Here is a 23,958-nt window from a genome sequence, read left to right as displayed (position 1 = left end):
CGGTGCCGGCGGTGCACCGCCGCGACCCCCGCCTCCCCGCCGGAAGGAGTGTGTTCACAGTGGACCCTGTCACCCCGGTCCTCCCGACCCGAACCGTGTTCCGCCGATTCTGGCCTTTCACCCGTGGTGAGCGGCGGTGGTTGGCGACGGGCGCCGCGCTGCTGATCCTGGCCGCCGCCGGCGATTCGGTCGGCCTCTCGATGTTCTCGTCCATCGTCGATGACTCCCTCGCGACCGGTAACCTCGACGCGTTCTGGCGGCCCGCAGCGCTCTGGGGCGGGATATCCGTCCTTTCCGGGCTACTGGTCTTCGGCGGCGAATACCTGACCAACCGATCGGGTGAGCGTTTTCTGTTGTCCTTGCGAACCCGGGTCTTCGCACATCTGCACAAGCTGTCACCCGACTTCTTCGAGCGCCGCAGGCGAGGTGACCTGGTTGCCCGGATGACCGACGACATCGACACTGTCGAGCGGCTCGTCAGCTCAGGTCTCGTGCAATTGGTCACGTCGTTGTTCAGCGTGCTCTTCTTCACCGCCTACGCAGTCGTCCTCAGCTGGGAGCTGACCCTGGCGGCGTTCGTCATCGCCCCCTTGTTCGTCCTCGTCACCCGTAATTTCGCGAGGCGCATCAACGACCGCTCGCGCGACGAGCGCGCGCTCAACGGCGAACTCACAGCCATACTCGGAGAAGATCTCGACAACGTCGCCGTGGTGCAGGCTTACAACCGGCAGGCAACCGCGGAACACCGCCTCCACGAGGTCGGAACGCGCATACTCAAGGCCAATCTCGCGATCGTCCGGCTCAGCGCTCTCTACTCACCCGTGGTCCACTTGGCGGAGACCCTCTGCGTGCTGGCGATCGTCGCGCTCGGTACCTGGGAGGTCTCCAACGGCGCGATCAGCCTCGGCGGGGTGCTGGCGTTCGCCGCGATCGTTTCATTCACCTATGGGCCGTTGCAACAACTCGGCCAGCTACGGGTGATGGTGTCGGCGGCGACAACCGGTTCGGAACGCATCGTCGAGCTCCTCGACGAAGAGCCGTCGCTGCGTGAGTCGAGTGACGCCCGGACGCTGAACCGCGTCTCCGGTCACATCCGCCTGAAGTCCATCAGCTTCGCTTACCCGGGAGCACCGCGCGCAGCCATCAAGGCGTTTTCCGCGGAAGTACGCGCGGGCGAGTTCGTCGCGATCACAGGTCCGAGCGGAGCGGGCAAGTCGACGATTGCCAAGCTGCTGGTCCGCTTCCACGACCCGGACCGCGGATCGATCGAGCTCGACGGCGCGGACCTCACGACGATCACCCTCGAGTCCCTGCGCCGCAACGTGGCGTTCGTCCAGCAGCGGACGGCGCTGTTGCACGGCACGATCCGGGACAACATCGCTTACGGCTCGCACTCCGCCGACGACCGCGCCGTCGTGCGTGCGGCGGTCGCCGCCGACGCACACGAGTTCATCACAGCGCTCCCCCACGGGTACGACACCGTTCTCGGCGAGCACGGGCACGGCCTGTCCGGTGGGCAATGCCAACGGATCGCGATCGCACGAGCAGTGGTGGCCGACGCTCCGGTGCTCGTGCTCGACGAACCGACCGCCGGCTTGGACGCCGACACCGTCGACCGCCTGCTGCCCGCTCTCCGCAGGGTCACCGCAGACCGCACCACCATCCTGATCACGCACGATCCCCGCGTGACGGCGATCGCGCACCGCGTGCTGATCGTAGCCGCGGGCCGGGTGGCGGAAAGTGAATCGGCATCGGCGCGAGCCGCGCAGCCCCGCGTCGTGGACGCTGTCAGCACCATGACCGAGTCAGTCGTCCAGGCTTCCTCGCACTCGGCGCCCTTCCAATGATCAGCTCACCTCGACGCCGGCCGACCGCGCTCCCGCCTTCGTCGTCACCCTGTTAGCGGAGCAGGGCCGGGTGATCGATCGGCCCTGCTCGGCGAAAGATCAGCTGAGGACGGCTTCCACGGTCAGCCCCACGGAGAGCAGAGCGCGGTCGGCTCCCGCCGGGGCGTCGATCTCCAGTCCGGCGGGCAGCCCGTCGGAGGCCGAGCCCATGCGGACGCTCAGACCGGGGATTCCCGCGACACTCGCCGGACCGGTGTTGCGCATGAAGGTTTGAAAGGTGTCGACGGGAACCCCCTCGAGGATCATGCCTTCATCGCAAGTGGACAGGTCGAGCGCGGTGGCCGGCGTTGTCGGGAAGACGATACCGTCCAAACCGTTCGACGCGAATGTCTCGGCGTATGCGCGGCGGAGCCGCTGCCTGTGTCCCAGAGCTTCGCGGTAGGCGCTCTGGCTGACCGGGTTCGGTGCTCCGTCGACGACGCTCTCTTGGAGAATGTGCCTCACGTCCGGTCCGGCGGCTTGCGCGGCGAGCATCCCGAGGGTCACGTGCGGGTAGTAAGTGGCCAGATGAGCCGAGAGCTCCTCTCGACACTCGCGGAGCACGATCGTCATGCCCACTTCCCGTTCACGTTCGACAAGCGCGGAAACCTCGATCGGGACCAGCACCACACCCGCTTCAGCCAGCGCCCTGGTCGCCGCCGCCCACAGGACGGCGACTTCGTCCTGCAACGGCCGCGTGAAGTGGTCCGCCGGCACGCCCAACCTGATCGATTCCGGCGCCACAGCGGCCACAGGCCGGTCGTCACCGGTCAGGACCTGGTCGAGGACGATCAGGTCACCCACGCTTCGCCCCATCGGGCCTGCCGTGTCCCGCGTGCTCGAGAGTTTGGTCACGCCACGCATCGGGTACCGTCCGACAGTCGGTCTGAGCCCGCAGATACCGGTGATGGCGGCGGGGATCCGAACAGATCCACCGGTGTCGGTGCCGACACCGACCGGGACCACGCCGGCCGCGATCAGTGCGGCGACTCCACCGCTGCTACCGCCCGCGAACCGATCGCGATCGTGCGGGTTCCGGACCGGCCCGAAGGCGCGGTTGTTGCTGGTGATCCCGAAGGAGAGCTCGTGCATGTTCGCCTTGCCGAGAACGACTGCTCCGGCCCGGCGAAGTCGCTCCACCATCGGGGCGTCGGCTGCCGGGACGAAGTCGCGCAGAGCAGGCGTGCCCGCCGTGCTGGGCAGGCCGGCGACGTGGATGTTGTCCTTGATCACAACGGGAACGCCGAACAGCGGGCCTTTGGTGCCTTCGCCGGGGATTTCGGGTGAACGGTCAAGGGAGATGAAGCCGCCCAGGCCGGCGGCCTGCTCCGCCCGCAGGAGAGCACCTCGGACCCGGTCCCGCGCTTCGTCCACGGACTCGGCCGGGCGCAGCGCTGAAGTCGTTTCGCTCGAACGATCGATCATCTGTCGTCTTCCTTTGCGCTCCGGGGTGCACTCTCCTGGCAGTTCGCGAGAAACCCGCCGACGCCGTCTCCCCCACCCGGACAGCCCCGCTTCGCCGGCACAGTTGCGGGCAAGGGCACCGTTTTCCTCACTCCGTCACGCCCGCCGCGCCGAGCGCGGCGAGCTGTCCGTCGCTGTAACCCAGTACTTCACGCAGCACTTCAGAGGTGTGCTGGCCGAGCAGCGGCGCGGGAACGGCGATCGTGCCGGGTGTGTCCTCGAGCCGCGCCACGATGCCTTCGTGGTGGAACGAGCCGGCCACAGGGTGCTTCAACACGGGGTAGAATCCGCGAGCAGCCAGATGTTCATCCGCGAGAAGGTCTCGGCCGTTGGCGACGACGGCGGCCGGAACGCCGGCTGTCTGCAGACGATCCGCGATCGCCTCCGCTGTCTGGCGGCGTGTCCAGGCGGACAGAGCGGCTGCGACCTCCTGGTGATCGCACTCGCCGCCCGGAAGTCCTGCCAGCTCTGTGAGCGCCGCGCGTTCCCGTTCGTCGCGCGTCGAGATCGCCACCCACCGGTCCTCGCCGGCGGCCGGGTAGACACCCTGCAACGCCTCCGGCCGGCTCGATGAAGGGTCCTTGCCCCACGCACGCTCGAGCAGAGCCGGTCCCATGGCGGCTACGACGGCCTCCAGCTGAGACAAGTCCAGGTGGCCGCCCTCGCCCCGCACGAGCAGTTCGAGCCCTCCCGCGACCGCCGCATTGGCGGCGATCATGTCTCCCAGGCCGAACGTCAATCCCTCTGGCCTGCCTGTGCGGTCGCCGGTCTCGAAAGACAGGCCGGACATCGCGGCGAGGGTGTCGGCGAACGTCGCCACGTCGCGCCACGGACCGGTCTGTCCCACACCCGCCATCGAGACGAGAATGATGCCAGGATTCATCGCACGCAACGATTCGTAGTCCATGCCCCAGCGGGCCATGACACCCGGGCTGAAGTTTTCCACCACGACATCGAAGTGAGGTGCGAGTTCGCGCAGGACCCGCTGTCCCTCGCGGGTGCGCAGGTTGAGCGCGACACTGCGTTTCCCACGGTTGAAGTTGAGGAAGACCCCGCTGTCGTCGTGGCCCGCTCCGGGCCGCAAGCGCATCGAGGGCGCGAACCGGGTGGGGTCCTGGCGATGCCTCGACTCGATCTTGACGACGTCCGCGCCGTGCTCGGCGAGGATCTTCGTCGCATAGGGGCCGGCGAGAACCCAGGTCAAATCCAGAACTCGCAGCCCGGTCAGGGCACCGCCGCTGACATCCGTGGTGGTGGGTGTTCGGCGAACCCGGTGCGACTGCGACCGCCACCCCCGTCCGGGCTCGCGTTCGTCCGGCAAGCTGACCTCTCTCGGCCGCGCGGGCGACCGCCACGGAAAGCCGATGTCGGCGACACCTTCCCTGGGAAGCCCCGGCCCCACGATCCGGGTGAAGAAGTCTCTGGCGCGCAATTGGGGATTCTCGGAGAGCTGGGTCGGAGGAACCACCTCGGCCCAAGGAAGAGCCCGCGCCCGCCCTTCCGAGGCGATGTCCCCCGCGAGGCGTCGCGCCATGAATCGCTGCACGACTTCGTCGACGTGCGATCGCTCCTGCCATCGAGTCACCGGATCGGCCCACCGCTCCTCGGACAGGTCCGCTTCCTCACCCGTCTCGGCCATCCAGGACAGCAGATCCGTCCACATGCGATCGCTGCCGGAATACCCTCCGGCAACCCATCCATCGGCGGCCGCGAAAATCCGGTGCGCGACGTGCTCGTACACCCCGCCGTTGCGAACTGGGTAGCGACCTGCGTGGATCCACGTGATGGCACCGGTGTCGAGCGTCGCGGCGACCGCTTCCTGAACAGACACATCGATCAGCTGCCCTGAGCCGGTACGGTCGCGAGCGAGCACTCCGAGCAGAGCCGCGGTGGCCGCGTTGGCGCCGGCCAGCTGGATCGCCTGCTCCCGCGGCGGCGGCTTCGGCGGTCCCTCTGGTTTTCCGCCAAGCCAAGTCATGCCGCCGGCGGACGCGAGCACCAGGTCGTCACCCTTCCAGTGCCGGCGTGGCCCGTTCATCCCGAAGGGTGTCACGACGACGTGTACAGCATGCGGCCACCGTGAAGTGCCGTCCTCTCGCAGGCCCCGGAGGTTCACGAGCGGACCGCTCTCCAACACGACGTCGGACCCCAGCGCCAGCTCGTCGAGCTCGCTCTCACCACCCACCGGGACCCGGCGTTTGCCTGCGTGCCAGTGCGAGTGCGCCGCCGGCCCGAGTGGCGGCCCCGGGTCCACCCGCACCACGTCCGCTCCCGTGCCCACGAGCACACGAGCGCCGTAGAGGCCCAGATCATCGGTGAGATCCAGCACGCGCAAAAGCTGGCCATCGCGGTCGGTCATGTCGTCTCCTTCGTCCTAGGTGCTTCGGCGAACCCGGTACGGCGGGCTTCAGCGCAGGTACAGACCACCGTTGACGTCCCAGCACGCACCGGTGACCGAGCTCGCTTCGGGCGAAGCCAGCAGCGCCACGGTCCGCGCCACGAACGCGGGATCGCCGAGCCTGCCGACCGGAATGCTGGCGCGCAAAGCGTCGAGCCGCTCCCCTCCGACGAGGGTGCGGACGGTGTCGCCTTCCTGCGGACCGGGCGACACCGCGTTGACGGTGACACCGCGGGAGGCCAGCTCCCGCGCGAACACCTTGGTCGTGGTGAGGACCGCTCCCTTCGATGCCGCGTAGTGCGCACCCGTCGTGGTACCGCCGTTCTGCCCCGCGAGCGACGCCATGTTGACGATCCGGCCGTGACCTTGACCGGCGAAATGGGCGCCGAAGACCTGGCAGAGTCGGAACGTCCCGCCGAAGTTCACCTTCATGAGCGCTTCCAGATCGTCGGGATCGATTTCCATGAGCGGCGTCGCCTGCGTCCGTGCCGCATTGTTGACCAGAACGTGCACCTCGCCGAAGCACTTCAGAGCGTGGTTGAGCAACTCGGCCGGGGCGTCACGGTCCGCGACGTCCACTGTGCAGGCCTGCACCGCGGGACCTGTGGCGTCAAGCTCGCCTGCCAGCGCTTCGGCTGCGGCTGTGTCGACGTCGGCGACGACCACGCGATATTCCTCGGCGTGCAACCGCCGGACAATCGCTTCGCCGAGGCCACGGGCGCCCCCGGTCACCACGGCGACCCGATGCCTGCTCACTTCGCGAGACCTGCGTCGGGCGTGCCGGTGACGTCTTCCCGCATGGTGAGAGCACGGCCGATCCGCGCCTCGATTTTCGCAAAGCGCCAGAGCTTCACCTCGCCCGCTCCGACCCGGGTCGTCCGGAGAAGGTTGCACGCCGCTTCGACGGTCTCCCTTGTGTCGACATCGGCGACCAGGTAACAAGTCCACGGCCAGCCGTCGGAGGGCCCGACCATGTGAGCGTCGTCGTCGATGTCAGCCAGGAAAGCGACACCCGGCATGGCCTTGATGCTATCCATCATCGCGACGAACGCCAGCCAGACATCCCGCTGGTCGAGGTCGTCGGCCGGTAAGTCGAAGAAGTTCTGATTGATCCCGATGCAGAAAAGTACGCGAAGGGGACGCCCGGTCATGCGCTTCTCCTCAAGACGGTCGCGGCTCAGCGAAAGCCGGGGCTGGTCGGCGGCAAGCCCATCAGCACCGCACCGGCGGAGTCGTAGATCGCCGGGCCGAGGAACGCGTGCTGCTTCGGGACCAAGGCATCACCGAACATCCGCTGCAAGGGGTGCGTGTCCGCGATCGCCCCGGTTCCCGAAACCTCGACGAGCCAACCGACCACGTCCGAAGACGTCTTCGCGATATGGGCCGAGGCGAGCCGCAGCTGCGCGTTTTGATCGTCCGAGACCGGGTCCCCGGTCAGAACACCCTGCCAGACCTGTTCGGTCACCTCGTAGAACCAAGCCCGAGCCGAACTGAACGCCGCCTGGGCACGCGCGATTCCCGATCGGTAGTAGGACCGGTCGGCCAGCTTCGGAGCTCCGGTGACACCCTTGTACCCCGCTCCGGTCTGGCGGGCGTATTCGAGTGCCGCACTGGCGACTCCAGCGCCCACGACAGCGAGCAGCTGGCCCGCGTACGCCAGCGTGGGATAGCGGTACAGCGGCTCGTCGACCATGGGTTCCGCGCCGCGCACGAAAGTCCATTCGCGGGGGACCTCGACATCGCCGACCACGAGGTCGAACGACCCGGTGCCACGCATCCCGACGACGTCCCATTCCTGGATGATGTCGACCTGGTCGGGCCGCAGCAGCGCGGTCCGCGGTTTGCCCTCGGACGCCTCGTCGCCCGCCAGCCCGACTCCGAGCAGGTCCGCGCCCATGCATCCGCTGGCAAACTTCCACCGACCGGACAACCGATAACCGAGGTCGGTTTCCTCCCCCTTCTGAGGTGGAAACAACGCCCCGGCGAACGCCACGTCCGGTCCGTCGGCGTAGAGGCGCTCCTGCGTCTCGAGAGGCAAAGCCGCCAGGTAGACGTTGGAGGCACCGAAGCTGGCGACCCAGCCGGTCGAGCCGTCGACCTCTGCGATCCGCTCGATCGCGCGCAGGAAATCGGCCGGCGCGGCAGGCTCCCCGCCGAAGCGCGCCGGAGTCGCCGCACGGTAGATCCCAGCGTCCTTCAGCAACCTGACGAAGTCCTTCGAGACGTACCTCTGTTCGCGGAACTCATCGCGCCGGCCGGCGAGTTCATCCAGCACTCGATCGAGAGAAAGACGGCCTCCGCCCGGGAACTCCGGCGCCTTGCTCAGCCGCCGCACATCGCGTTCTTCCTCGACCTGCCGCATTTTCGCCTCCTTCGTCGTCGAACACCGCCGAGCCTAGAAATCAAGGGCGACAGCCGAAATCGGCATCACCCTTCTCTTCGTACAGAAGTTCTTTCCCCATGTAGGGGATTCCCTTACGCGCTGGGCCGGCCGAACCGGCCTACACTGGCGCGATGTCCGCAGTACCGGAAGTTCCGGAGATCACGACCGCCGACCTCGCGGTGCTCATGGAGGAGAGCCGGACATGCGTGCTTGTGCACGACGCCGCCACGAAGACCATCATCTGGGCGAACCGGGCCGCCTGTGACCTCCTGGGGTGGAGCGTCACCGAGTTCCGCCCGCTGACGGCCGACGACATGAGCAGCACAGCACCGCAGTACCACCGAGTCCTCGGCCGGGCCTGGCTCCAAGACGCAGTCGAGCGCGGGAGTAGCCGCATCGAGTGGCACTACCGGACTCGCAGCGGACGCGTGATTCCCACCGATGCCTTGGCCCTGCGCGTAGAGCTCAATCACGGCACGGCGGTCATGGTCCAGTTCCGAGACATCGAACGAGAACAGCAAACCGAGCAAGCACTTCGACGGACCACCTCGAGTATCGACGCGCTGGCTCGGCAAACCTCCACGATCGCGCTGCTGCTCGATGCAGCAGGTACGGTCCGCCTCGCAACGGACACTGCCATGGCCCGCTTGGACATGACGCCGGTCGACACAGGCCGTTCGATCGGCGAGGTCGCCACCTTGCACCGGGGCCGTCACGAAATTTCGTGGGGGGACCTCGTGGACCGAGCACACCCCGCGGCCGAGGTGCAGCTCGAAGTAGGACCCCCCGCCGATACGCCGGTGTGGCTCGAGGGCACCGTCGAACGCCTGGCCGACCCTGGCGACGGTTTCCTGATGATCCTGCACGATGTGTCGGGACGAATGCAGCGCGAGGCCGTTCGGGAGCGTGAGCTGCACCGCGAGAATTACCAAGCCCGCTACACAGCCATGGGTGACATGGCCATGGCCATCGCGCACGAGCTCGGCCAGCCACTTGCCGCGGCGGGAAATTTCCTCGCCGGTGCGGTCAAACACCTCGACTTGCTGCAGAAGAGCGGCTGTCTGACCCCGGAGTCGGCGGAGCTCCTGACGTTCGGTGTCGGGAGCGCGATTCGCCAGATCGACCGCGTGAGCTCGATCGTCACGTCCGTGCGAGCCTTCGTCGGCCACCTCGATTCCGACGAGAAGATCATCGACCTTCGTGAAGTCGTGGACGAGTGCCTCTACTTCGTGATGCTCCGCGCGGGCGAGGCAGGCATCGAAGTCGTGGTGCACCAAGCCACGGAAGCCCTCTTCGTGCGCTGCGAGCGGGTCCTGACCGGTCAGGTACTCCTGAATCTCTGTTTCAACGCGATCGACGAGATGGCGGTTTGCCGTCCCGAGGACCGCCGTCTGGAGATCACCATCAGTGCGGTGGCCGGCGAGGCCGTGGTGACCGTCGACGACTACGGTCGCGGCATCCGTCACGATCCGTTGGCCGAATCCTTCACGTCGAAGGAGCACGGCAGCGGTATCGGCTTGGCACTCAGCTACCGGATCATCACCCGTCAGCACGGCTACATCTGGGCCGAACCGCGTCTCGGCCGAGGTTCTCGTTTCGGTTTCAGGCTGCCGATCGTCGTGGACCCTCCCGATTAGAGAAATCTTCAGGCCGGGCGAAGAATTTCCCACTACGACGGGTCGCCCGCCGATTCCATAATAACCCTAGGCGCCAGGGCTCGTCGGCACGCACACGGCCTAGGAGGAAAAATGTCCGAGCTTACCCAGACCGCTTCCGATTTCCGCTCTGCGATGGCCAACTTGTCCGCAGCTGTCAACGTCGTCACCACGGACGGCGAGCACGGCAAGGCGGGAATCACCGTGAGCGCCGCCTGCTCGGTCACCGACTCGCCGCCGACAGCACTCGTCTGCGTCAACCGGTCCAGCCGCTCGCACAGTGTCCTACTCGGGAATCGGCGGCTTTGCGTCAACGTCCTCGCCCACGCAGACGAATACCTCGCGAAGCATTTTGCGGGGGCAACGGGCTTACCGCCGGCGGAGCGTTTCACAGACGATCGCTGGGATGTCGCGACGTACGGTGTTCCAGTGCTGCGGGGCGCCGCGGCAGCCGTCATCGGGACCGTGACGGCGTTTCGTGAGACGGGTTCGCACTCCGTCCTGTTCGTCGATGTCGAACACGTGCACGCCAACGAGGAAAGCGGGGCACTCGTCTACTTTCGACGTTCCTTTCACACGCTGCCCCCGCCGCGACCGGAAGATCTTCAGTAACAACGCTCTGCCGGCGGCAGGGAGGGAGGGACTTGCATCTCGGGCCGGCAACTCCGGCGCTCAGACCTCCACTCTGTGCAGGAGGACGTCCCGGGACAACGCCGCCAGGCTTTCGGCATCGGTCTTCGCCTTGATCCGGGCTCGGTGGACGTCGATCGTCTTCACGCTCACATCAAGCTCACGGGCAACCGCTTGGCTCGACAGCCCGTCGATGACGAGACGAAGTACCTCCCGTTCGCGTTTCGTCAGCTTTTCCAACCGCCGGAGAACGTCGCGCCGAGCCCTGGCCTCCGCGAAGCGCTCCTCCGCGGAGGCCAGTTGCCGCTGGACGACCTCCAGCATGCGCTGCGCGTCATAGGGCTTTTCCAAGAAGTCGACCGCTCCATTGCTGAGCGCCCGGACGGACATCGGAATGTCGCCGTAAGCCGAGCAGAAGATCATCGGTGCCGGATACCCACGTTCGCGCAGCACGTCCTGCAGCTGGAATCCACTCATTCCGGGCATTCGCACATCGACGACCACGAGAGCGACCTCGGCGGGATCGAACTCGGCAAGAAATGTCGGCGCGTCCGGATAGACCAGCGCCTGCACCCCGACGCTGGCGAGCAGGAACCGCAGCGATTGCCGTAAGTCCTCGTCGTCGTCGACGATGTGAACCGTCGGCTGTGCATTGCCGGCCGTCGGCTCACCAGGGCGGATCATCTCAACCTCCCGGAAAGGGCCGAACGAGAGCCTGGCCGACAACGGTACGCGGACCCGTGCCACACGTCCTGCATGCCGTTTCGGTCACCGGACCGGTCCGGTCCGATCCGGACTGGGCCGGTCCGGCCACGCCTGCCTGCAAGCGCGATCATGCCCGAACAACTCTGCCGGGTACACCTGACACACGGCCCACCCCGGCCGGCCTGGCCGCCGGGGCTGCATGGGCCGGCCGGGCCGGGCGGGTCCGCCCGGCCCGGCACGAACCTCGCCCCCGTGCCTCGGTACGACGCGGCAGCGTTACGGCAGGAGCTCAAAGGTCAAAGGCCGATGTCGGCGAGCCATTGACCGGTGGCTCGAGGTGCAATGCCGAGCAGTTCCCTCGCCGACCGTTCGGGCGGGATGGCGTTGGCAGGCAACGTATCGAAGAGCTCGTAAAGACCTGCGACACCGCTTGCCGCGTATTCGCCGATCACCGGCGCAATGGCCTCTCCGAACGCACTGGGTGCGATGGCCTCGTAAGACACAGGACGCCCGAAGTGTCCCGCGAAAGCCTCGGCGAGGTCCGGCCCGGTGAGCGGGGGGTACTGGCCCACGGCGACCACTCCGGTGACGTCCGAAGCCGTGAGCAGCGCAGCCGCGACATCGGCCATGTCCAAGTGCGAGACCCACGACGCACCGAACTCCGCGCGCAGCGGGTACCGCAGGACACCGTCTTCCTTCACCCCGGCGACGACCGGCGGCAGCAGGAGATTCTCCAGGAACAGCCGAGCGGCGATCACGGCGTGGGACAGCGCGCTTTCCCGCAAACCGGAAATCACTTTCATGACCGCGCTGTCATCCGGCGCCTGCAGGACGCTTCCGGGCGCATCGACGATGGTGCCGCTGGTGGAGAACACGATCCGCTTCGGGCGAACCTTCCGCAGGGCCGAGACGATGTTCTCCGCCTGGGACTGACGCAAGTCCTCCGGGCCCAGCGGCAGGTGGACGAAAACGCCATCGGCGTCGCGGTAGACGCCGGCGAGCTGGGCGCTGGAGGAATTGTCGACGGCCGCTACACGAGCGTTGTCGACGACGGCGTCGGCGTGGCGGGTGAGGGCGACGACGGAGTGACCAGCGGCGGTGAGAGCTGCGACAACGGGGGCGCCTTGGGCGCCCGTTGCGCCATGAACCACATATTTCATGAACCCATTAGTGCATGCACTGCATCAGTTACATCAACTGCACTAATGTAGTATAATGAAGAAGTGGCAGCCATCACACACCATCCCACACTGCCGTCGTGCGGCGTCGCCCGCTTCCTGACCCTCCTCGAGGGCCCCTGGGCAACGCTCATCGTCAGAGAACTTCTGCAGGGCCCCCATCGCTTCACAGAACTCAGGCATGCCCTGCCCGGCATCAGCCCGCACACGCTGACGAGCCGACTGCGACAGTTCGAGACCCACGGGCTCGTTGTCCGAACGTCCTACCCCGAAATCCCGCCCCGCGTCGAATACCGCCTCACTCCTCTCGGCGAAGGGTTGCGCGGCGTGCTCGAGGCGATGTCCGACTGGGCCCTTTCGATACCCGGCCCCGAATCCGGTACCGCTGAAGTTTCGCGCGGTGCTCAGGACGTGTGATCCCACCACGGCTCAGCCGGGGCGCGAGGGCAGCGGATTCCGCTGCCCTCGCGTCCAGCGTGCCACCCGATGAGGCGGCCATGAGATCTCAGAGACGAGGATTTTTCGCGGAGACCAGATCGAGCGCGATGTCGACGATCATGTCCTCCTGACCGCCCACGAGAGCCCGGCGGCCGACTTCCAGCAGGATCTCGCGCGCATCGAGACCGTACTGGGTTGCGGCATTCTCGGCGTGGCGGAGGAATGACGAGTAGACACCCGCATACCCGAGCGTGAGGGTCTCCCGGTCGACCTGCACGGGCCGGTCGCGCAACGGCCGCACCAAGTTGTCGGCTGCGTCTTGCAGCGCGAAAAGCTCGCACCCGTGCGCCCAGCCTTCCAGGTCCGCGACCGCGATGAATGCTTCGATCGGGCAGTTGCCGGCACCTGCGCCCTGACCGGCCAGCGACGCATCGACTCGCGTGACGCCTTCCTCGACCGCGACAACGCTGTTGGCCACCGAAAGAGAGAGGTTCTCGTGGGCGTGGATGCCGATCTGCGTTCCGGGGTCGAGCACGTCACGGTAAGCGCGAATGCGCTCCCGGACTCCGTTCATGGTCAGGCGCCCACCCGAGTCCGTGACGTACACGCAATGAGCGCCGTAGGACTCCATCAGCTTGGCCTGTGCCGCCAAGTCTTCGGCAGGCGCCAGGTGGCTCATCATCAAGAACCCGGACACGTCCATGCCGAGTTCTCGTGCGGTGGCAATGTGCTGGGCAGAGATGTCCGCTTCCGTGCAATGCGTCGCGATGCGCACGGAGCGGACGCCGAGCGCCTGCGCCGCCCGCAGGTCGGCGATCGTGCCGATACCGGGTAGCAGGAGCGTGGTGAGCACCGCGTCGGTCACGTTCTCCGCCGCTGCTTCGATCCACTCGTGGTCTGAATGGCTGGCGGGGCCGTAGTTGACCGAACTACCCGCGAGCCCGTCGCCGTGCGCGATCTCGATCGCATCGACGCCTGCGGCGTCGAGAGCGGCCACGATCCGTCCGACCTCGGCAGGGTCGATTCGGTGGCGGATGGCGTGCATCCCATCGCGCAGGGTGACGTCCTGGATGTAGAGCCTGCCGGTCATCGGGTCGCCTCCGAAAGACGCCGCCGTGCCACCGACTCGGCAGTGCGCAACGCGGCGGAAGTCATGATGTCGAGATTGCCCGCGTAAGAGGGCAAGTAGTGAGCCGCGCCCTCCACCTCGAGGAACACCGACACCCGGGTCGTGACCGGGCCGGCGTCGTTCCCGACCAGGGTGTGCAGAGGTTCGCCGGCGGCCAGAGGAGTGAACTGGACCTGTTGCTTCAGGCGATATCCCGGCACGTACTGCGCCACCCGGTGCGCCATGTCCTGGACTGATGCGCGGATCTCGTCGTGGTCTGCGTCGCCGATGAGGCAGAACACCGTGTCGCGCATGATCATGGGAGGTTCCGCGGGGTTGAGCACGATGATGGCCTTGCCGTGTGCCGCGCCGCCCACCGTCTCGATGGCTCGGGCGGTGGTCTCGGTGAACTCGTCGATGTTGGCGCGGGTGCCGGGTCCGGCGGACTTCGACGCGATGGACGCCACGATCTCCGCGTATCGCACTGGCGTCACGGCCGAAACCGCTGCGACCATCGGTATGGTGGCCTGGCCGCCGCAGGTGACCATGTTGACGTCGGTCGCGCCCGCGGCCAAGTGCTCGTCAAGGTTCACCGGCGGGACCACGAACGGACCGACAGCAGCAGGAGTGAGATCGATCAGGGTCTTGCCGTAGGGCGCGAGCTTGGCTGCGTTGACGACGTGCGCTTTCGCCGAGGTCGCATCGAAGACAATCGCTATTTCTTCGAAGCCGGGCATGCGGATGAGTCCGTCGACGCCGTCGGCCGTGACGGGGACCTTGAGCCGGGCAGCTCGTGCCAGACCGTCCGAGCCGGGATCGATCCCGACCAGAGCTGCGACTTCGAGGGTGGCGGAAAGGCGGATCACCTTGATCATCAAGTCGGTGCCGATGTTGCCGGACCCGATGATCGCGACCTTGGTCTTGCTCATGCGACATCCTCTCGGGCGAAAGTGGCCTCGACCTCGCCCAGCGGAGAGATCTCGGCGCGGAAGCGGGTCCCGGGCACAGCAGGCACCATCGGGCCGAGTGCGCCGGAGAGCACGATCTGCCCGGCGCGCAGGGGTTCTCCGAACTCCGCCGCGGCGCGCGCGAGCCAGGCAAGTGCTTTCAGCGGATCACCGAGGCACGCGGCGCCGGTACCCTCGGAGACGAGTTCGTCGTCGGCGAACAGGCGCATGGTGACGTCGCGAGGTTCGAACTCGGTCAGGGTGAGCTGGTGTTCCGCCAGCACGAACAGTCCGCTGGAAGCGTTGTCGGCCACGGTGTCGGCGATGGTGATGTCCCATCCTTCGATCCGGCTGTCGACGATTTCCAGCGCTGCCACCGCGTAGGCGACAGCCGAACGCACTTCGGCGGCCGAACGATGCCCGCCGTCCAGGTCTTCGGCGAGGACGAAGGCGACCTCGGCCTCGACCTTGGGCTGCAGGAGCCTGCCTGCGGGAACCCGAGCCGCGCCGGAGACGTCCATGTCGGCGAACAGAACTCCGAAGTCCGGTTGGTCGACGCCCAGCTGCCGCTGCACTGCCGGCGAGGTGAGGCCGACCTTGCGGCCCACCACCACCCCTCCTCCGGCCGTGCGGCGCCGGACCAGCTCCTGCTGCACCGAGTAGGCCAGCCGGACGTTCGTCGCGCCCAGCAAGTCGCGGACCGGCCCGGTGGGACGCCCCGCCGCTTCCGCGCGCCGGAGCCGCGATGCGGCCTCGACGATGTCGTCGGACGTGGAATTCATGCGGTTTCCTCCATGAACCCCACGATCGCCGCCCATCCCGCAGAAGACCAGAATCCCGGACCGCTGAGCGAAACGGCCCGGTACGCCTGTACCCGCGCCGTTCTCTGCCACCGGCAGGTGGGGAGCTCGGCTCGGCAGGCCGCGCACCGGCGGTTCGGTGGGTGGAACCGCGGCTTGTCCACGGGCCGCAAGGTCGGTGATCGTCGAGGGCGTCGATACCGAGAGCGTCCGGGGAGTTGCGCTGAAAACCGATAATCCACCTGCGACACTGCCTGCGTTGCTGGCCCAGCGAGCGCAGCTCACGCCCGACGCAGAGGTGGTGCGCTTCGAGAAAGGCGCCGGCGTCACCGCGGCGGACCTCGCGACCGGGGCGGACTACGTGGCCGCCCGCCTGGCGTCACTGGTCCCGCGAGGTGCCACTGTCATCACCTGCCTGCGCCCGGGCCGTGCGGCGCTCGAGGTCCTGTTCGCGCTCTCGGCTCTGGGCGCTGTCGAAGTCCCCGTTGCCCTGGACGTGACCGAATCTGCCGCTTGCTCTGTGGTGCGCGCGACCGAGCCGCGGCTGATACTCACCGAGGCAGCCGTGCTGGAAGCGAACCCCGGTCTCGCCATGGCCACAACGAACCTGTCGATAGTGCTGCTCGACGGGAGCCGAAACGACCTCCCGCTGCTCGGGGAACTGCCCGCACACCCCTGGCATCGCCCCGCGCCGGAGCCGGGCGACCCGTTGGTCATGCTGTCCACATCGGGCACGACCGGTCGCGCCAAGACGGCTGTCCTCCCGCACTTCGCCGCCATTCGCCATGCCCGCCGCGTGCGCGAGACGATGGGTTACGGGCCTGAAGACGTACTGCTCAACGTGTTCCCCTGGAACCACATCAACGTCCGTCACGCGGCGCTGCTGCCGGCGTTGCTGGCGGGAGCTCGGCTGGTCGCACACGCCCGATTTTCGGCCTCCCGGTTCTGGGAGATCTGCCGGACCGAACGGGTGACTGCCTTCAACTTCATGGGCGCGATGCTGGCAATGCTCGAACGGCACCCGCCGTCCGCGGCTGACACCAGGCACGAGGTACGGCTCGCCTACGGCGGCCCGGCCCCGCGCGAACTCGCATTGCGATTCCGCGACCGGTTCGGCGTCATCCCCCTCGAGGCCTACGCCTGCACTGAGCTCGGCGATGTGGCGACGAACACCCCCGAGGACTGGCGCCCCGGCACTGCCGGCCGGGTCGTCGCCGAGTACGACGTCGCGATCCTCGACGAGGGCGGACGGTCGTCGCCCCGCGGAGAAAACGGGCTGATTGCCGTCCGGCCCCTAGTGCCCCACCTCAGCTTCACCGGTTACGCCGGCGACCCCGCAACGACGTCCGAAGTCTGGGACGGCGAATGGTTCCGAACCGGCGACCGGGGACGGCTGGATGAAGACGGATACCTGATCTTCAGCGGCCGCCGTGCCGATGTGGTGCGCAGGCGCGGCGAAAACATCGCGACCTGGGACGTGGAAGAAGTGGTTCGAGCAATGCCCGGCGTCCTCGACGTCGCTGCATTCGGCGTGGACTCGGAGCTGACGGAGCAAGAACTCGCAGTGGCGCTGGTCCCGCAGGAAGGCATCGAATTGAATACTCGCGCCGTGCACGAGTGGTGTCGCGCTCACCTGCCGCGGCACGCGGTCCCCCGCTACGTTCGGGTCGTGGCCGACCTGCCCCGCACCGCCAGCGGGAAAGTGCGCAAGACAGTGCTCAGCGAACAAGGCCTGGCCGAGTCCACCTGGGACGCCGAAGGCACCCGAGCAGCTGAGGAGCAGTCATGACCGGACACGCACAGGCGCCGCTGCGGGTGCTGGACTTGACGGACGAACTTGCCTTCCAAGGTCCCCGGCTCTTCGTCGGGATGGGGGCCGAGGTCGTGCGAACCGACCGCGGACCGTGGCGGGGGGCGGCCGCGGATCTGCACTGGCACGCCGGGAAGCGGTGGGTCCGCGCGTCCGATGAGCGTGAGCTCGACGAACTCGCCGCCGGTGCCGACGTGGTGCTGGAAAGCGGACCGCTGCACCAGCTGAGGGGGCTGAAGGGCGGCGGCACGTCGCGGTGGCCGCACGCCGTGCACGTCGTTGTGTCGCCGTTCGGGCTCACCGGCCCACGCCGCGGCTGGAGGGGCGACGATCTCGTGCTCGCCTCCGCCGGTGGTATGACCTGGCTGGGTGGCCGGCCCGACGAGCCGCCGGCTCCTCCGCCGCGAGAACAAGCAACGCAGCTGGCCGGCGCACACGCGGCGATCGGGGCTCTGCTTGGCTTGCTCGCGCGGGACCGAACCGGATCCGGGCAGCTCGTGGACATCTCCGTGCAGGAGGCCGTTGCGGCCACGCTCGAGACCGGGGCGATCGCCTGGATCCACGCAAACCGCTACCCCGTCCGCACCGGAGGCGTCTACGAGCACGTGGCGCACCGAATTTTCCCAGCCGTCGACGGCTACGTCGCGGGGGGATACTCGGGCAGCGATCGCATGTGGACGGACTTGGTCGGCTGGCTTGCCGAGCAGGGCGAAGCGGAGGATCTCACCGGTGAGCGCTGGGCCGATCCGGTCACCCGCTGGAAAGGCCGGGCACACGTCGACGAGGTTCTGCGCAAGTTCACAGTGAAACGCCGGGCCGGCGAGATCGCGAAGCAGGGACGAGCCCGGGCGCTGCCCTGGGCCGAGGTCGTGCCCCCCTCACGCATCGCCGACAACCCGCAATTGCTCGCGAGGGAGTTCTTCGTCGGTTTCACCGGATCGAATGTGCGCAACGTCGGGTTTCCCTGGCGGTCGCCCGCGCGACCCGAGTCGCTGGCGCCGCCGGAAGAACCCCGGGCCGCACCCGGCTGGCTCAGCGGCGGGCGGAGCGGGTCTCGGGCACGTGATCGTGAACTCCGCATTCGGGACGGTGGTGCGCTGGCCGGGATCCGTGTCCTCGACCTGACCTGGGTCCTCGCCGGCCCTTACGCGACGAAGACTCTCGGTGACCACGGCGCGGAAATCATCAAGATCGAATCGCGCCACCGTCAGGACCCCACCCGCTTCGCACCGTCCATGCACCTGCGCCCGGGCACTGACCCCGACGACAGCGGCTATTTCCTCAACTTCAACCGCGGCAAGCGCAGTGTCGCCCTCAACCTGCGCACACTTCAAGGGCAGCAGTTACTTCGTGATCTCGTCCCGCACTGCGATGTCGTGATAGAGAATTTCAGCCCAGGGGTGCTCGCCCGCTGGGGCATGGACTACGAATCATTACGCAGCGCGAACCCCGACGTCGTACTGGTGTCGATGGCGGGTGCCGGGCAGACCGGCCCATGGCGCGACTCCGTGACCTTCGCCGACACCCTCGCGGCCATGTCGGGTCTCTCCCACGAAACCCATGAACCCGGAGGACCGCCCCAAGGACTGACCTTCGGGCTCGGGGACATGGTGGCCGCGAACGCAGCTGTCCTCGCACTGCTCGAAATGCTGACGCGGGGGCACGGCGGACACGTCGACCTCTCGCAACTCGAAGCCATGACCGCAACCATGGGACCGGCATTCCTCGAGCCCGCGTTGGGCGACTCCCCCAGGCATCCCGCGCCGCACGGTGTCTACCCCGCGGCCGGGACCGACCGGTGGGTGGCGATCTCGGCACAGGACGAACAGCAGTGGGCAGCCCTTCGCCGCCTGACAGGCCTCGCTGAAGACCGCGGACACGAGGATCTCGTGAACGCCACGTTGGCTTCCTGGACCAGCGAGCAGGAAGCGCCGGCTCTGGTCTCCCTGCTGCAGGCCGAGGGGGTGGCCGCGGCATTGGTGGCCACCGGAAGAGACCTGGTCGCGGACGACGAGCACCTCGCCGCGCGCGGGTTCTACCCCGTTCTGGAACATCCCTTGACAGGCCCGGTCCAGCACGAGGGAGTCGTCGCACGGCTGATGGGCACCCCCGGCTCGCTGACGACCCCGGCGCCCCTGCTCGGGCAGGACACCGCGAGTGTTCTCACTGAACTGCTGGGCCTGGACGACGAGCAACTGGCCGCGCTCGCGGCGGCCGGCGCGACAGAATGACTGGAGTCTCCTGATGACAACGAAAGTGCTGCAGGTGAGCCGCGACGCCGCCGTGGCCACCGTCCGGATCGACCGGCCGCCCGCCAATGCGGTGAACCCCGCCCTGATCGAGGAGTTCTTGCAAGTGCTGGCTCCACTGGCCGAGGACTCCGAGGTACGCTGCGTTGTGATCACCGGCACAGGGCGCTTTTTCGTCGCAGGCGCGGACATCGCCGTGATGCGCGACCTGTCCGCTGAGAACCAGGCGAAGATGCGGCGGTGGATCGATGTGCAGCGGTCGATCGAACTCGCCGGCAAACCGGTCATCGCCGCCATGAACGGCCATGCGCTGGGCGGCGGTGCAGAGCTGGCCCTCGCGTGTGACCTGCGCATCCTCGCGGACGACGCGACCTTCGGGTTCCCGGAGATCAAGCTCGGGCTGTTCCCCGGCGCGGGCGGTAGTCAACGACTGCCACGGCTGGTCGGACCCCATTTGGCCAAGCGCCTGATGATCGAAGGGGCGCGGCTGTCCGCGCAACAGGCCCTCGATCTCGGTCTCGTCGACCTCGTCGTACCCCATCGAGAATGGACGGAGGCCATAACGGAGAAGGCTCACGAGTGGGCGGCCAAGCCGACGCTGGCCATCGGGCTGCTCAAGCGTGTCGTCGAAGACGGCTTCAGCCTGGCGATCCAAGACGCGCTGTCCAGGGAAGAAGAGGGCGTAGGTGAGCTGACCAGGTCCGCGGATGCGGCCGAGGGCCTGCAGGCGTTCCTTGACAAGCGCACCGCGGTCTTCTCGGGCCGCTGACGCGGCACAGCTCCGGCCCAACGTCCCTTGAGGACCGACTCAGTTGGCTGGCACGTAGGACTCGCGCTTCGCGTCAACACGGTTCGTCACCGATGATAACGTCGGCGTGAACGGATCTCCGCCTCAGGACCGCACCGATTCCCGTTGGCAAACGACGTCGGTTCCGGTACTGGACTTCTCGACCTATCCATGTGGATAATCAGATGGTCTCGTTCCCGCCGGTGAGGAGAGCCAATGTCGGCACAGCTTGCCGTGGACGCGCTACCCACCAGCGACGAGGATCGGCCGAATTCGGTCCTCGGCAAGGCGCAGCTATTGCTGCGGGCTTTCGAATCCGGCCCTTATCAATTGCGGCTGACCGAATTGAGCCGGCGCTCCGGAGTACCGAAAGCCAGCGCTTACCGCCTGGCGCAGGAGCTGGTCCAGTGGGGCCTGCTGGAAAGGCGAGGAGACCAATATCAGCTGGGAATGCGGATCTTTCAGCTTGGGCAACGCGTCCCCGCGACCGCCGCGTTGAGGGCCGTGGCCAGGCCGGTGCTCACGGACCTGTTCACCGTCACCAGAGCCACGATCCATCTCGCCGTGCTGGACGGCGGCCACGTGCTCTACCTGGAGAAGATCGCCGGCGGAGCGAACGTGCTCAGCCACTCGCAGGTAGGCGGCCGGTTACCTGCGACGTGCACCGCTACGGGCAAGATGCTCCTCGCGGCGACCCCGGCCGGGGCGGAGCAACTCGAAACGTTCAAAGCCACCGCGCTGACCCGCCTCACCTCCCGCACCGTTGCGTCGTTCCAGGATCTCGAACGCCAGCTGACCCGGATCCGAGCACAGGGGTTCGCGGTCGAAGTCGAGGAAACTCTCCCCCGGTACGCCAGTGTTGCGGTGCCCGTTATCAGCACCGATGGCGCGGTTCACGCTGCGGTGTCGGCCACGGATTCAGCACGCCGGCTTGCGGTCAACACGTTGCTGCCCGAGCTGCGGCGCGCTGCGGCGACCATCGCTCGCGCCATTCCGGACACCGACGAGCAGGGAGGCTGATTCCCCGTCCGGCGCCGGGTCGACGCCCCGGCGCGGGACGACGAGGCACCTCGACGTGGAGTGTGAAGCTCGGGCCCACGCCGGATACGCGGGTCACCACCTCTCGTCTCAGCCTCGACTACCAGCACTGCGGCGACGTTCGGCCCGCTCCGCGAAATCGCTGATGACCTCGGCCAGGCGTTCCGGTTCCTCCAGAGGCGCGCAATGCGCGCTGTTCTTCAGGACCGTGACGTGGCCCTCTGGCGCGTGATCCGCAATCCACTGTGCCAAGCTCGCCGGGTAGTAGGGATCTCGATCGGCATACGCGGCCAGTACCGGCACAGTCAAGGCGCAAACCGCTTGCCTGTGGTCGATCGCGGCCTGGTTTCGCACCACCCTGAGGGCGATGTCCAACGGAGTTTGCAGCGCCACTGCGAGAAGAAGGTCGAGGAGAACTGCATCCGATTGATCGAGCAGACTTTCCGCCTGGAACACACGTTCGGAGGCAGGCCACCCCCGCTGCATTTGGACGAGGTAGTCTTCGAACTGCTTTTTCGGCATCGCATGGGGAAAATCCGGCGCCTGTATCAGCCGAAGGGGACCATTGTGCAAAATCGCGCGGCCGACTCCCAGCGTCGATCGCCTCAAGTATTCGAGCATGACAGTGCAGCCCATCGACCAGCCGAACAGGGTGGCATCGTGGACGTCGTGGGCTCGTAGCACCCTTTCCAAATCTCCGGCGAGGATGTCGAACCCGTAAGACCCGTCGGGTTTGTCCGACTCGCCCATACCACGATGGTCATAGGAGATCACACGATGACCTCGCTCAACCAAGGCGAGCGAGAGCCGATCGTAAAGACGATGCGATTGCTTCCACCCGTGCACGAGTACCACTGGTTCGCGGCTTTCCCCCGGCGGCCTCCGATCGGCGACACGCAGCCGGACGCCGGCATCCACCTCGAGCCAGGTCATGCCACGCTCGCGGGGATGAACCTGGCTCCGCCGTCTTCGAGGGCCTGCGCTGCCCGGAAAACGAGATCCTCTCGCCACGGAGCGGCGATGACCTGCACCCCCACCGGCAAACCGTCTTCTCGCCCGACGGGCACGCTCATCGCCGGAACTCCGGCCACGGCGACCGCGTGCACGTAGTTGAACGCTTCGTAGGCGAAATACTGTTCGCGCGTGACGCCCGCCGGGGGAAAGCCGTGCAAGGGAGCGGGCCCGGTCACCACGGGCGCGAGGACTACGTCAAAAGTGCGAAGCCAAGTACGAACACGCGCCCGGAATTCGTGCAAGCGCGAAAGATGCGAGAAGTACTCCGCTGCAGTCGGGTCCCGGAGTTTCATGAGAGAGAGAAACGTAGTGAACTGTTCGGTGTGATTTCCGTCCGCGCCGGCCAGGTTGGCGATGAGATCGTGCCCGCCCGCAGCGCCCGTCGCCCCGAAGAAGAGCTCCGTCGCTTCGCCTAGGTCGGGCGGGACGGTTTCCTCCACTCGCGCTCCGGCTGACGCGAGAATCTGGGCCGCGTGCCGAACGGTGGCGCGAGTGGTTTCCGTCGGCATCGCGAACCCGTCCTGATCGTAGAAGCCCACGCGCATGCCGTCGGCAGAGCCGCTCGCCCACTCCTGAAGGGGAACATCGTGGGCGTACGGATCGATGTCGTCAGCTCCCGCGATCACCGACAGGAGCAAAGCCGCGTCGGCCGTGCTGCGCGCCATCGGACCCACGCACGTCAGGTCGGCGTAACCACTCGCCCTGGACGACGGCCACGCACCCGTCTCGGGAACCCGCCCGACGGTCGGCCGCAACCCGAACAAGCCACAGTAGTGTGCCGGCACCCGGATGGAGCCGCCTCCGTCGGTGCCCAGGCCAAGGGGCGAAGCGTCGGTGGCGAGCAGCGCCGCCTCACCACCGCTGGAGCCGCCAGGAGTCCGCCGGACATCAAGAGGATGACAAGTGCGACCCGTGATCGCGTTGTCCGTTTCATAAGATGACGCGAGTTCCGGCATTGCGGTTTTCGCCAGGACGATGCCGCCTTCCGCCCGGATGCGCCGGACAGCGGTGGCATCGTCCACCGGACGATGTTCTCGGCGGCCCCACGTGCCCGACGAGCAGGTGAGGCCGACAGCGCCGAGGTTGTCCTTGACTGTCACCGGGAGGCCGAGCAGGCGCCCGCCGTGCCCCGCGGCACGGCGGCGATCCGCTTCCTCGGCCTGGGCGATCACGAGCTCCTCGTCGAGAGCGGCGACGGCGTTGACGACCGGGTTCACCTGGGAAATGCGCTTCAGGTAATGCCGGGCCACCTCAACGGAGGAGCACTCGCCCCGCGCCATCATCGCGAGCCACTCGCGCGCCTGCGGGCTGCGCTGTGGCGCAGTTGCCCCGGTCGATCCATCGTGGGCGATCAAGAGTATCCGTCCTTGCCTGGCTTCCTCCGGCGCAAACACCACGCGTTGTCCCGCCGAATGATCGGCGGGCAACACGGCCACAATGGTGTTCACGAACAATGTGTGCAAGAGAG

20 protein-coding genes are annotated in these 23,958 nt (G+C 67.3%); 8 read left to right on the top strand and 12 right to left on the bottom strand.

Annotation, left to right across the window (positions count from 1 at the left end):
- A partial coding sequence (locus ACWEOE_RS37545; protein ID WP_452017832.1) for an ABC transporter ATP-binding protein occupies nucleotides 1–1,847 on the top strand: 1,847 nt, incomplete at its 5' end.
- Between the two features lie 99 nt (nucleotides 1,848–1,946).
- Here the strand turns inward: ACWEOE_RS37545 and ACWEOE_RS37540 are convergent.
- The 5 genes from ACWEOE_RS37540 to ACWEOE_RS37520 form a co-directional block, all read right to left on the bottom strand.
- The gene (locus ACWEOE_RS37540) at nucleotides 1,947–3,260 is read right to left on the bottom strand and encodes an amidase family protein (protein ID WP_452017830.1); all 1,314 of its coding nucleotides are present in this window, start codon (nucleotides 3,258–3,260) and stop codon (nucleotides 1,947–1,949) included.
- A 178-nt stretch (nucleotides 3,261–3,438) separates the two neighbouring features.
- The gene (locus ACWEOE_RS37535; RefSeq protein WP_452017828.1) at nucleotides 3,439–5,709 is read right to left on the bottom strand and encodes a CoA transferase; all 2,271 of its coding nucleotides are present in this window, start codon (nucleotides 5,707–5,709) and stop codon (nucleotides 3,439–3,441) included.
- A 48-nt stretch (nucleotides 5,710–5,757) separates the two neighbouring features.
- Complete coding sequence (locus ACWEOE_RS37530; RefSeq protein ID WP_452017826.1) at nucleotides 5,758–6,480, bottom strand: SDR family NAD(P)-dependent oxidoreductase; 723 nt, start codon at nucleotides 6,478–6,480, stop codon at nucleotides 5,758–5,760.
- Nucleotides 6,481–6,500: 20 nt separating this feature from the next.
- The gene (locus tag ACWEOE_RS37525; RefSeq protein ID WP_452017824.1) at nucleotides 6,501–6,899 is read right to left on the bottom strand and encodes a hypothetical protein; all 399 of its coding nucleotides are present in this window, start codon (nucleotides 6,897–6,899) and stop codon (nucleotides 6,501–6,503) included.
- A gap of 26 nt (nucleotides 6,900–6,925) precedes the next feature.
- Nucleotides 6,926–8,110: a flavin-dependent monooxygenase gene (locus ACWEOE_RS37520; protein WP_452017822.1), complete on the bottom strand. Its 1,185-nt coding sequence runs from the start codon at nucleotides 8,108–8,110 to the stop codon at nucleotides 6,926–6,928.
- A gap of 152 nt (nucleotides 8,111–8,262) precedes the next feature.
- Between ACWEOE_RS37520 and ACWEOE_RS37515 the strand changes: the two genes are divergently transcribed.
- Nucleotides 8,263–9,768, top strand: coding sequence for a PAS domain-containing sensor histidine kinase (locus ACWEOE_RS37515; RefSeq protein ID WP_452017820.1), 1,506 nt, complete (start codon nucleotides 8,263–8,265; stop codon nucleotides 9,766–9,768).
- A 111-nt stretch (nucleotides 9,769–9,879) separates the two neighbouring features.
- Nucleotides 9,880–10,398, top strand: coding sequence for a flavin reductase (locus tag ACWEOE_RS37510; RefSeq protein ID WP_452017818.1), 519 nt, complete (start codon nucleotides 9,880–9,882; stop codon nucleotides 10,396–10,398).
- Between the two features lie 60 nt (nucleotides 10,399–10,458).
- Here ACWEOE_RS37510 and ACWEOE_RS37505 read toward each other — a convergent pair whose 3' ends face one another.
- A complete protein-coding gene (locus tag ACWEOE_RS37505) occupies nucleotides 10,459–11,100 on the bottom strand; it encodes a response regulator transcription factor (RefSeq protein ID WP_452017816.1) in 642 nt (213 codons plus the stop codon).
- A gap of 317 nt (nucleotides 11,101–11,417) precedes the next feature.
- Nucleotides 11,418–12,281: an SDR family oxidoreductase gene (locus ACWEOE_RS37500; RefSeq protein ID WP_452017814.1), complete on the bottom strand. Its 864-nt coding sequence runs from the start codon at nucleotides 12,279–12,281 to the stop codon at nucleotides 11,418–11,420.
- 63 nt (nucleotides 12,282–12,344) lie between these two features.
- On the opposite strand from ACWEOE_RS37500, the gene ACWEOE_RS37495 reads away from it, so the two are divergent.
- Complete coding sequence (locus tag ACWEOE_RS37495; RefSeq protein ID WP_452017812.1) at nucleotides 12,345–12,716, top strand: winged helix-turn-helix transcriptional regulator; 372 nt, start codon at nucleotides 12,345–12,347, stop codon at nucleotides 12,714–12,716.
- An 88-nt stretch (nucleotides 12,717–12,804) separates the two neighbouring features.
- On the opposite strand, the gene dmpG is transcribed toward ACWEOE_RS37495, so the two are convergent.
- The 3 genes from dmpG to ACWEOE_RS37480 are packed head-to-tail and all read right to left on the bottom strand — an operon-like array spanning nucleotide 12,805 to nucleotide 15,721.
- On the bottom strand, nucleotides 12,805–13,827 hold the full coding sequence (gene dmpG, locus ACWEOE_RS37490) for a 4-hydroxy-2-oxovalerate aldolase (protein ID WP_452017810.1): 1,023 nt from the start codon (nucleotides 13,825–13,827) through the stop codon (nucleotides 12,805–12,807).
- On the bottom strand, nucleotides 13,824–14,774 hold the full coding sequence (locus ACWEOE_RS37485; RefSeq protein ID WP_452017808.1) for an acetaldehyde dehydrogenase (acetylating): 951 nt from the start codon (nucleotides 14,772–14,774) through the stop codon (nucleotides 13,824–13,826). The genes dmpG and ACWEOE_RS37485 overlap by 4 nt, the downstream gene beginning before the upstream one ends.
- Nucleotides 14,771–15,721, bottom strand: coding sequence for a 2-keto-4-pentenoate hydratase (locus ACWEOE_RS37480; RefSeq protein WP_452017806.1), 951 nt, complete (start codon nucleotides 15,719–15,721; stop codon nucleotides 14,771–14,773). Before ACWEOE_RS37480 ends, ACWEOE_RS37485 begins: the two co-directional genes overlap by 4 nt.
- Before the next feature lie 49 nt (nucleotides 15,722–15,770).
- On the opposite strand from ACWEOE_RS37480, the gene ACWEOE_RS37475 reads away from it, so the two are divergent.
- The 4 genes from ACWEOE_RS37475 (at nucleotide 15,771) to ACWEOE_RS37460 (ending at nucleotide 21,458) form a co-directional block, all read left to right on the top strand.
- Nucleotides 15,771–17,381 (top strand): AMP-binding protein, encoded by a 1,611-nt coding sequence (locus tag ACWEOE_RS37475; protein WP_452017804.1) that lies wholly within the window; start codon nucleotides 15,771–15,773, stop codon nucleotides 17,379–17,381.
- Nucleotides 17,378–19,633 carry a CoA transferase gene (locus tag ACWEOE_RS37470; protein ID WP_452017802.1) on the top strand — a complete coding sequence of 752 codons (2,256 nt, stop codon included), beginning with the start codon at nucleotides 17,378–17,380 and terminating at the stop codon, nucleotides 19,631–19,633. Before ACWEOE_RS37475 ends, ACWEOE_RS37470 begins: the two co-directional genes overlap by 4 nt.
- A gap of 13 nt (nucleotides 19,634–19,646) precedes the next feature.
- A complete protein-coding gene (locus ACWEOE_RS37465) occupies nucleotides 19,647–20,420 on the top strand; it encodes an enoyl-CoA hydratase/isomerase family protein (RefSeq protein ID WP_452017800.1) in 774 nt (257 codons plus the stop codon).
- 234 nt (nucleotides 20,421–20,654) lie between these two features.
- A complete protein-coding gene (locus ACWEOE_RS37460) occupies nucleotides 20,655–21,458 on the top strand; it encodes an IclR family transcriptional regulator (RefSeq protein WP_452017798.1) in 804 nt (267 codons plus the stop codon).
- A gap of 108 nt (nucleotides 21,459–21,566) precedes the next feature.
- Here the strand turns inward: ACWEOE_RS37460 and ACWEOE_RS37455 are convergent, their stop codons facing one another.
- Nucleotides 21,567–22,409, bottom strand: coding sequence for an alpha/beta fold hydrolase (locus ACWEOE_RS37455; protein ID WP_452017796.1), 843 nt, complete (start codon nucleotides 22,407–22,409; stop codon nucleotides 21,567–21,569).
- Complete coding sequence (locus tag ACWEOE_RS37450; RefSeq protein WP_452017794.1) at nucleotides 22,406–23,938, bottom strand: amidase; 1,533 nt, start codon at nucleotides 23,936–23,938, stop codon at nucleotides 22,406–22,408. Before ACWEOE_RS37450 ends, ACWEOE_RS37455 begins: the two co-directional genes overlap by 4 nt.
- Nucleotides 23,939–23,958 lie beyond the last annotated feature (20 nt).

This window comes from Amycolatopsis sp. NPDC004368 (genome assembly GCF_053602515.1).
This window is presented reverse-complemented; position numbering and strand designations above follow the sequence as displayed.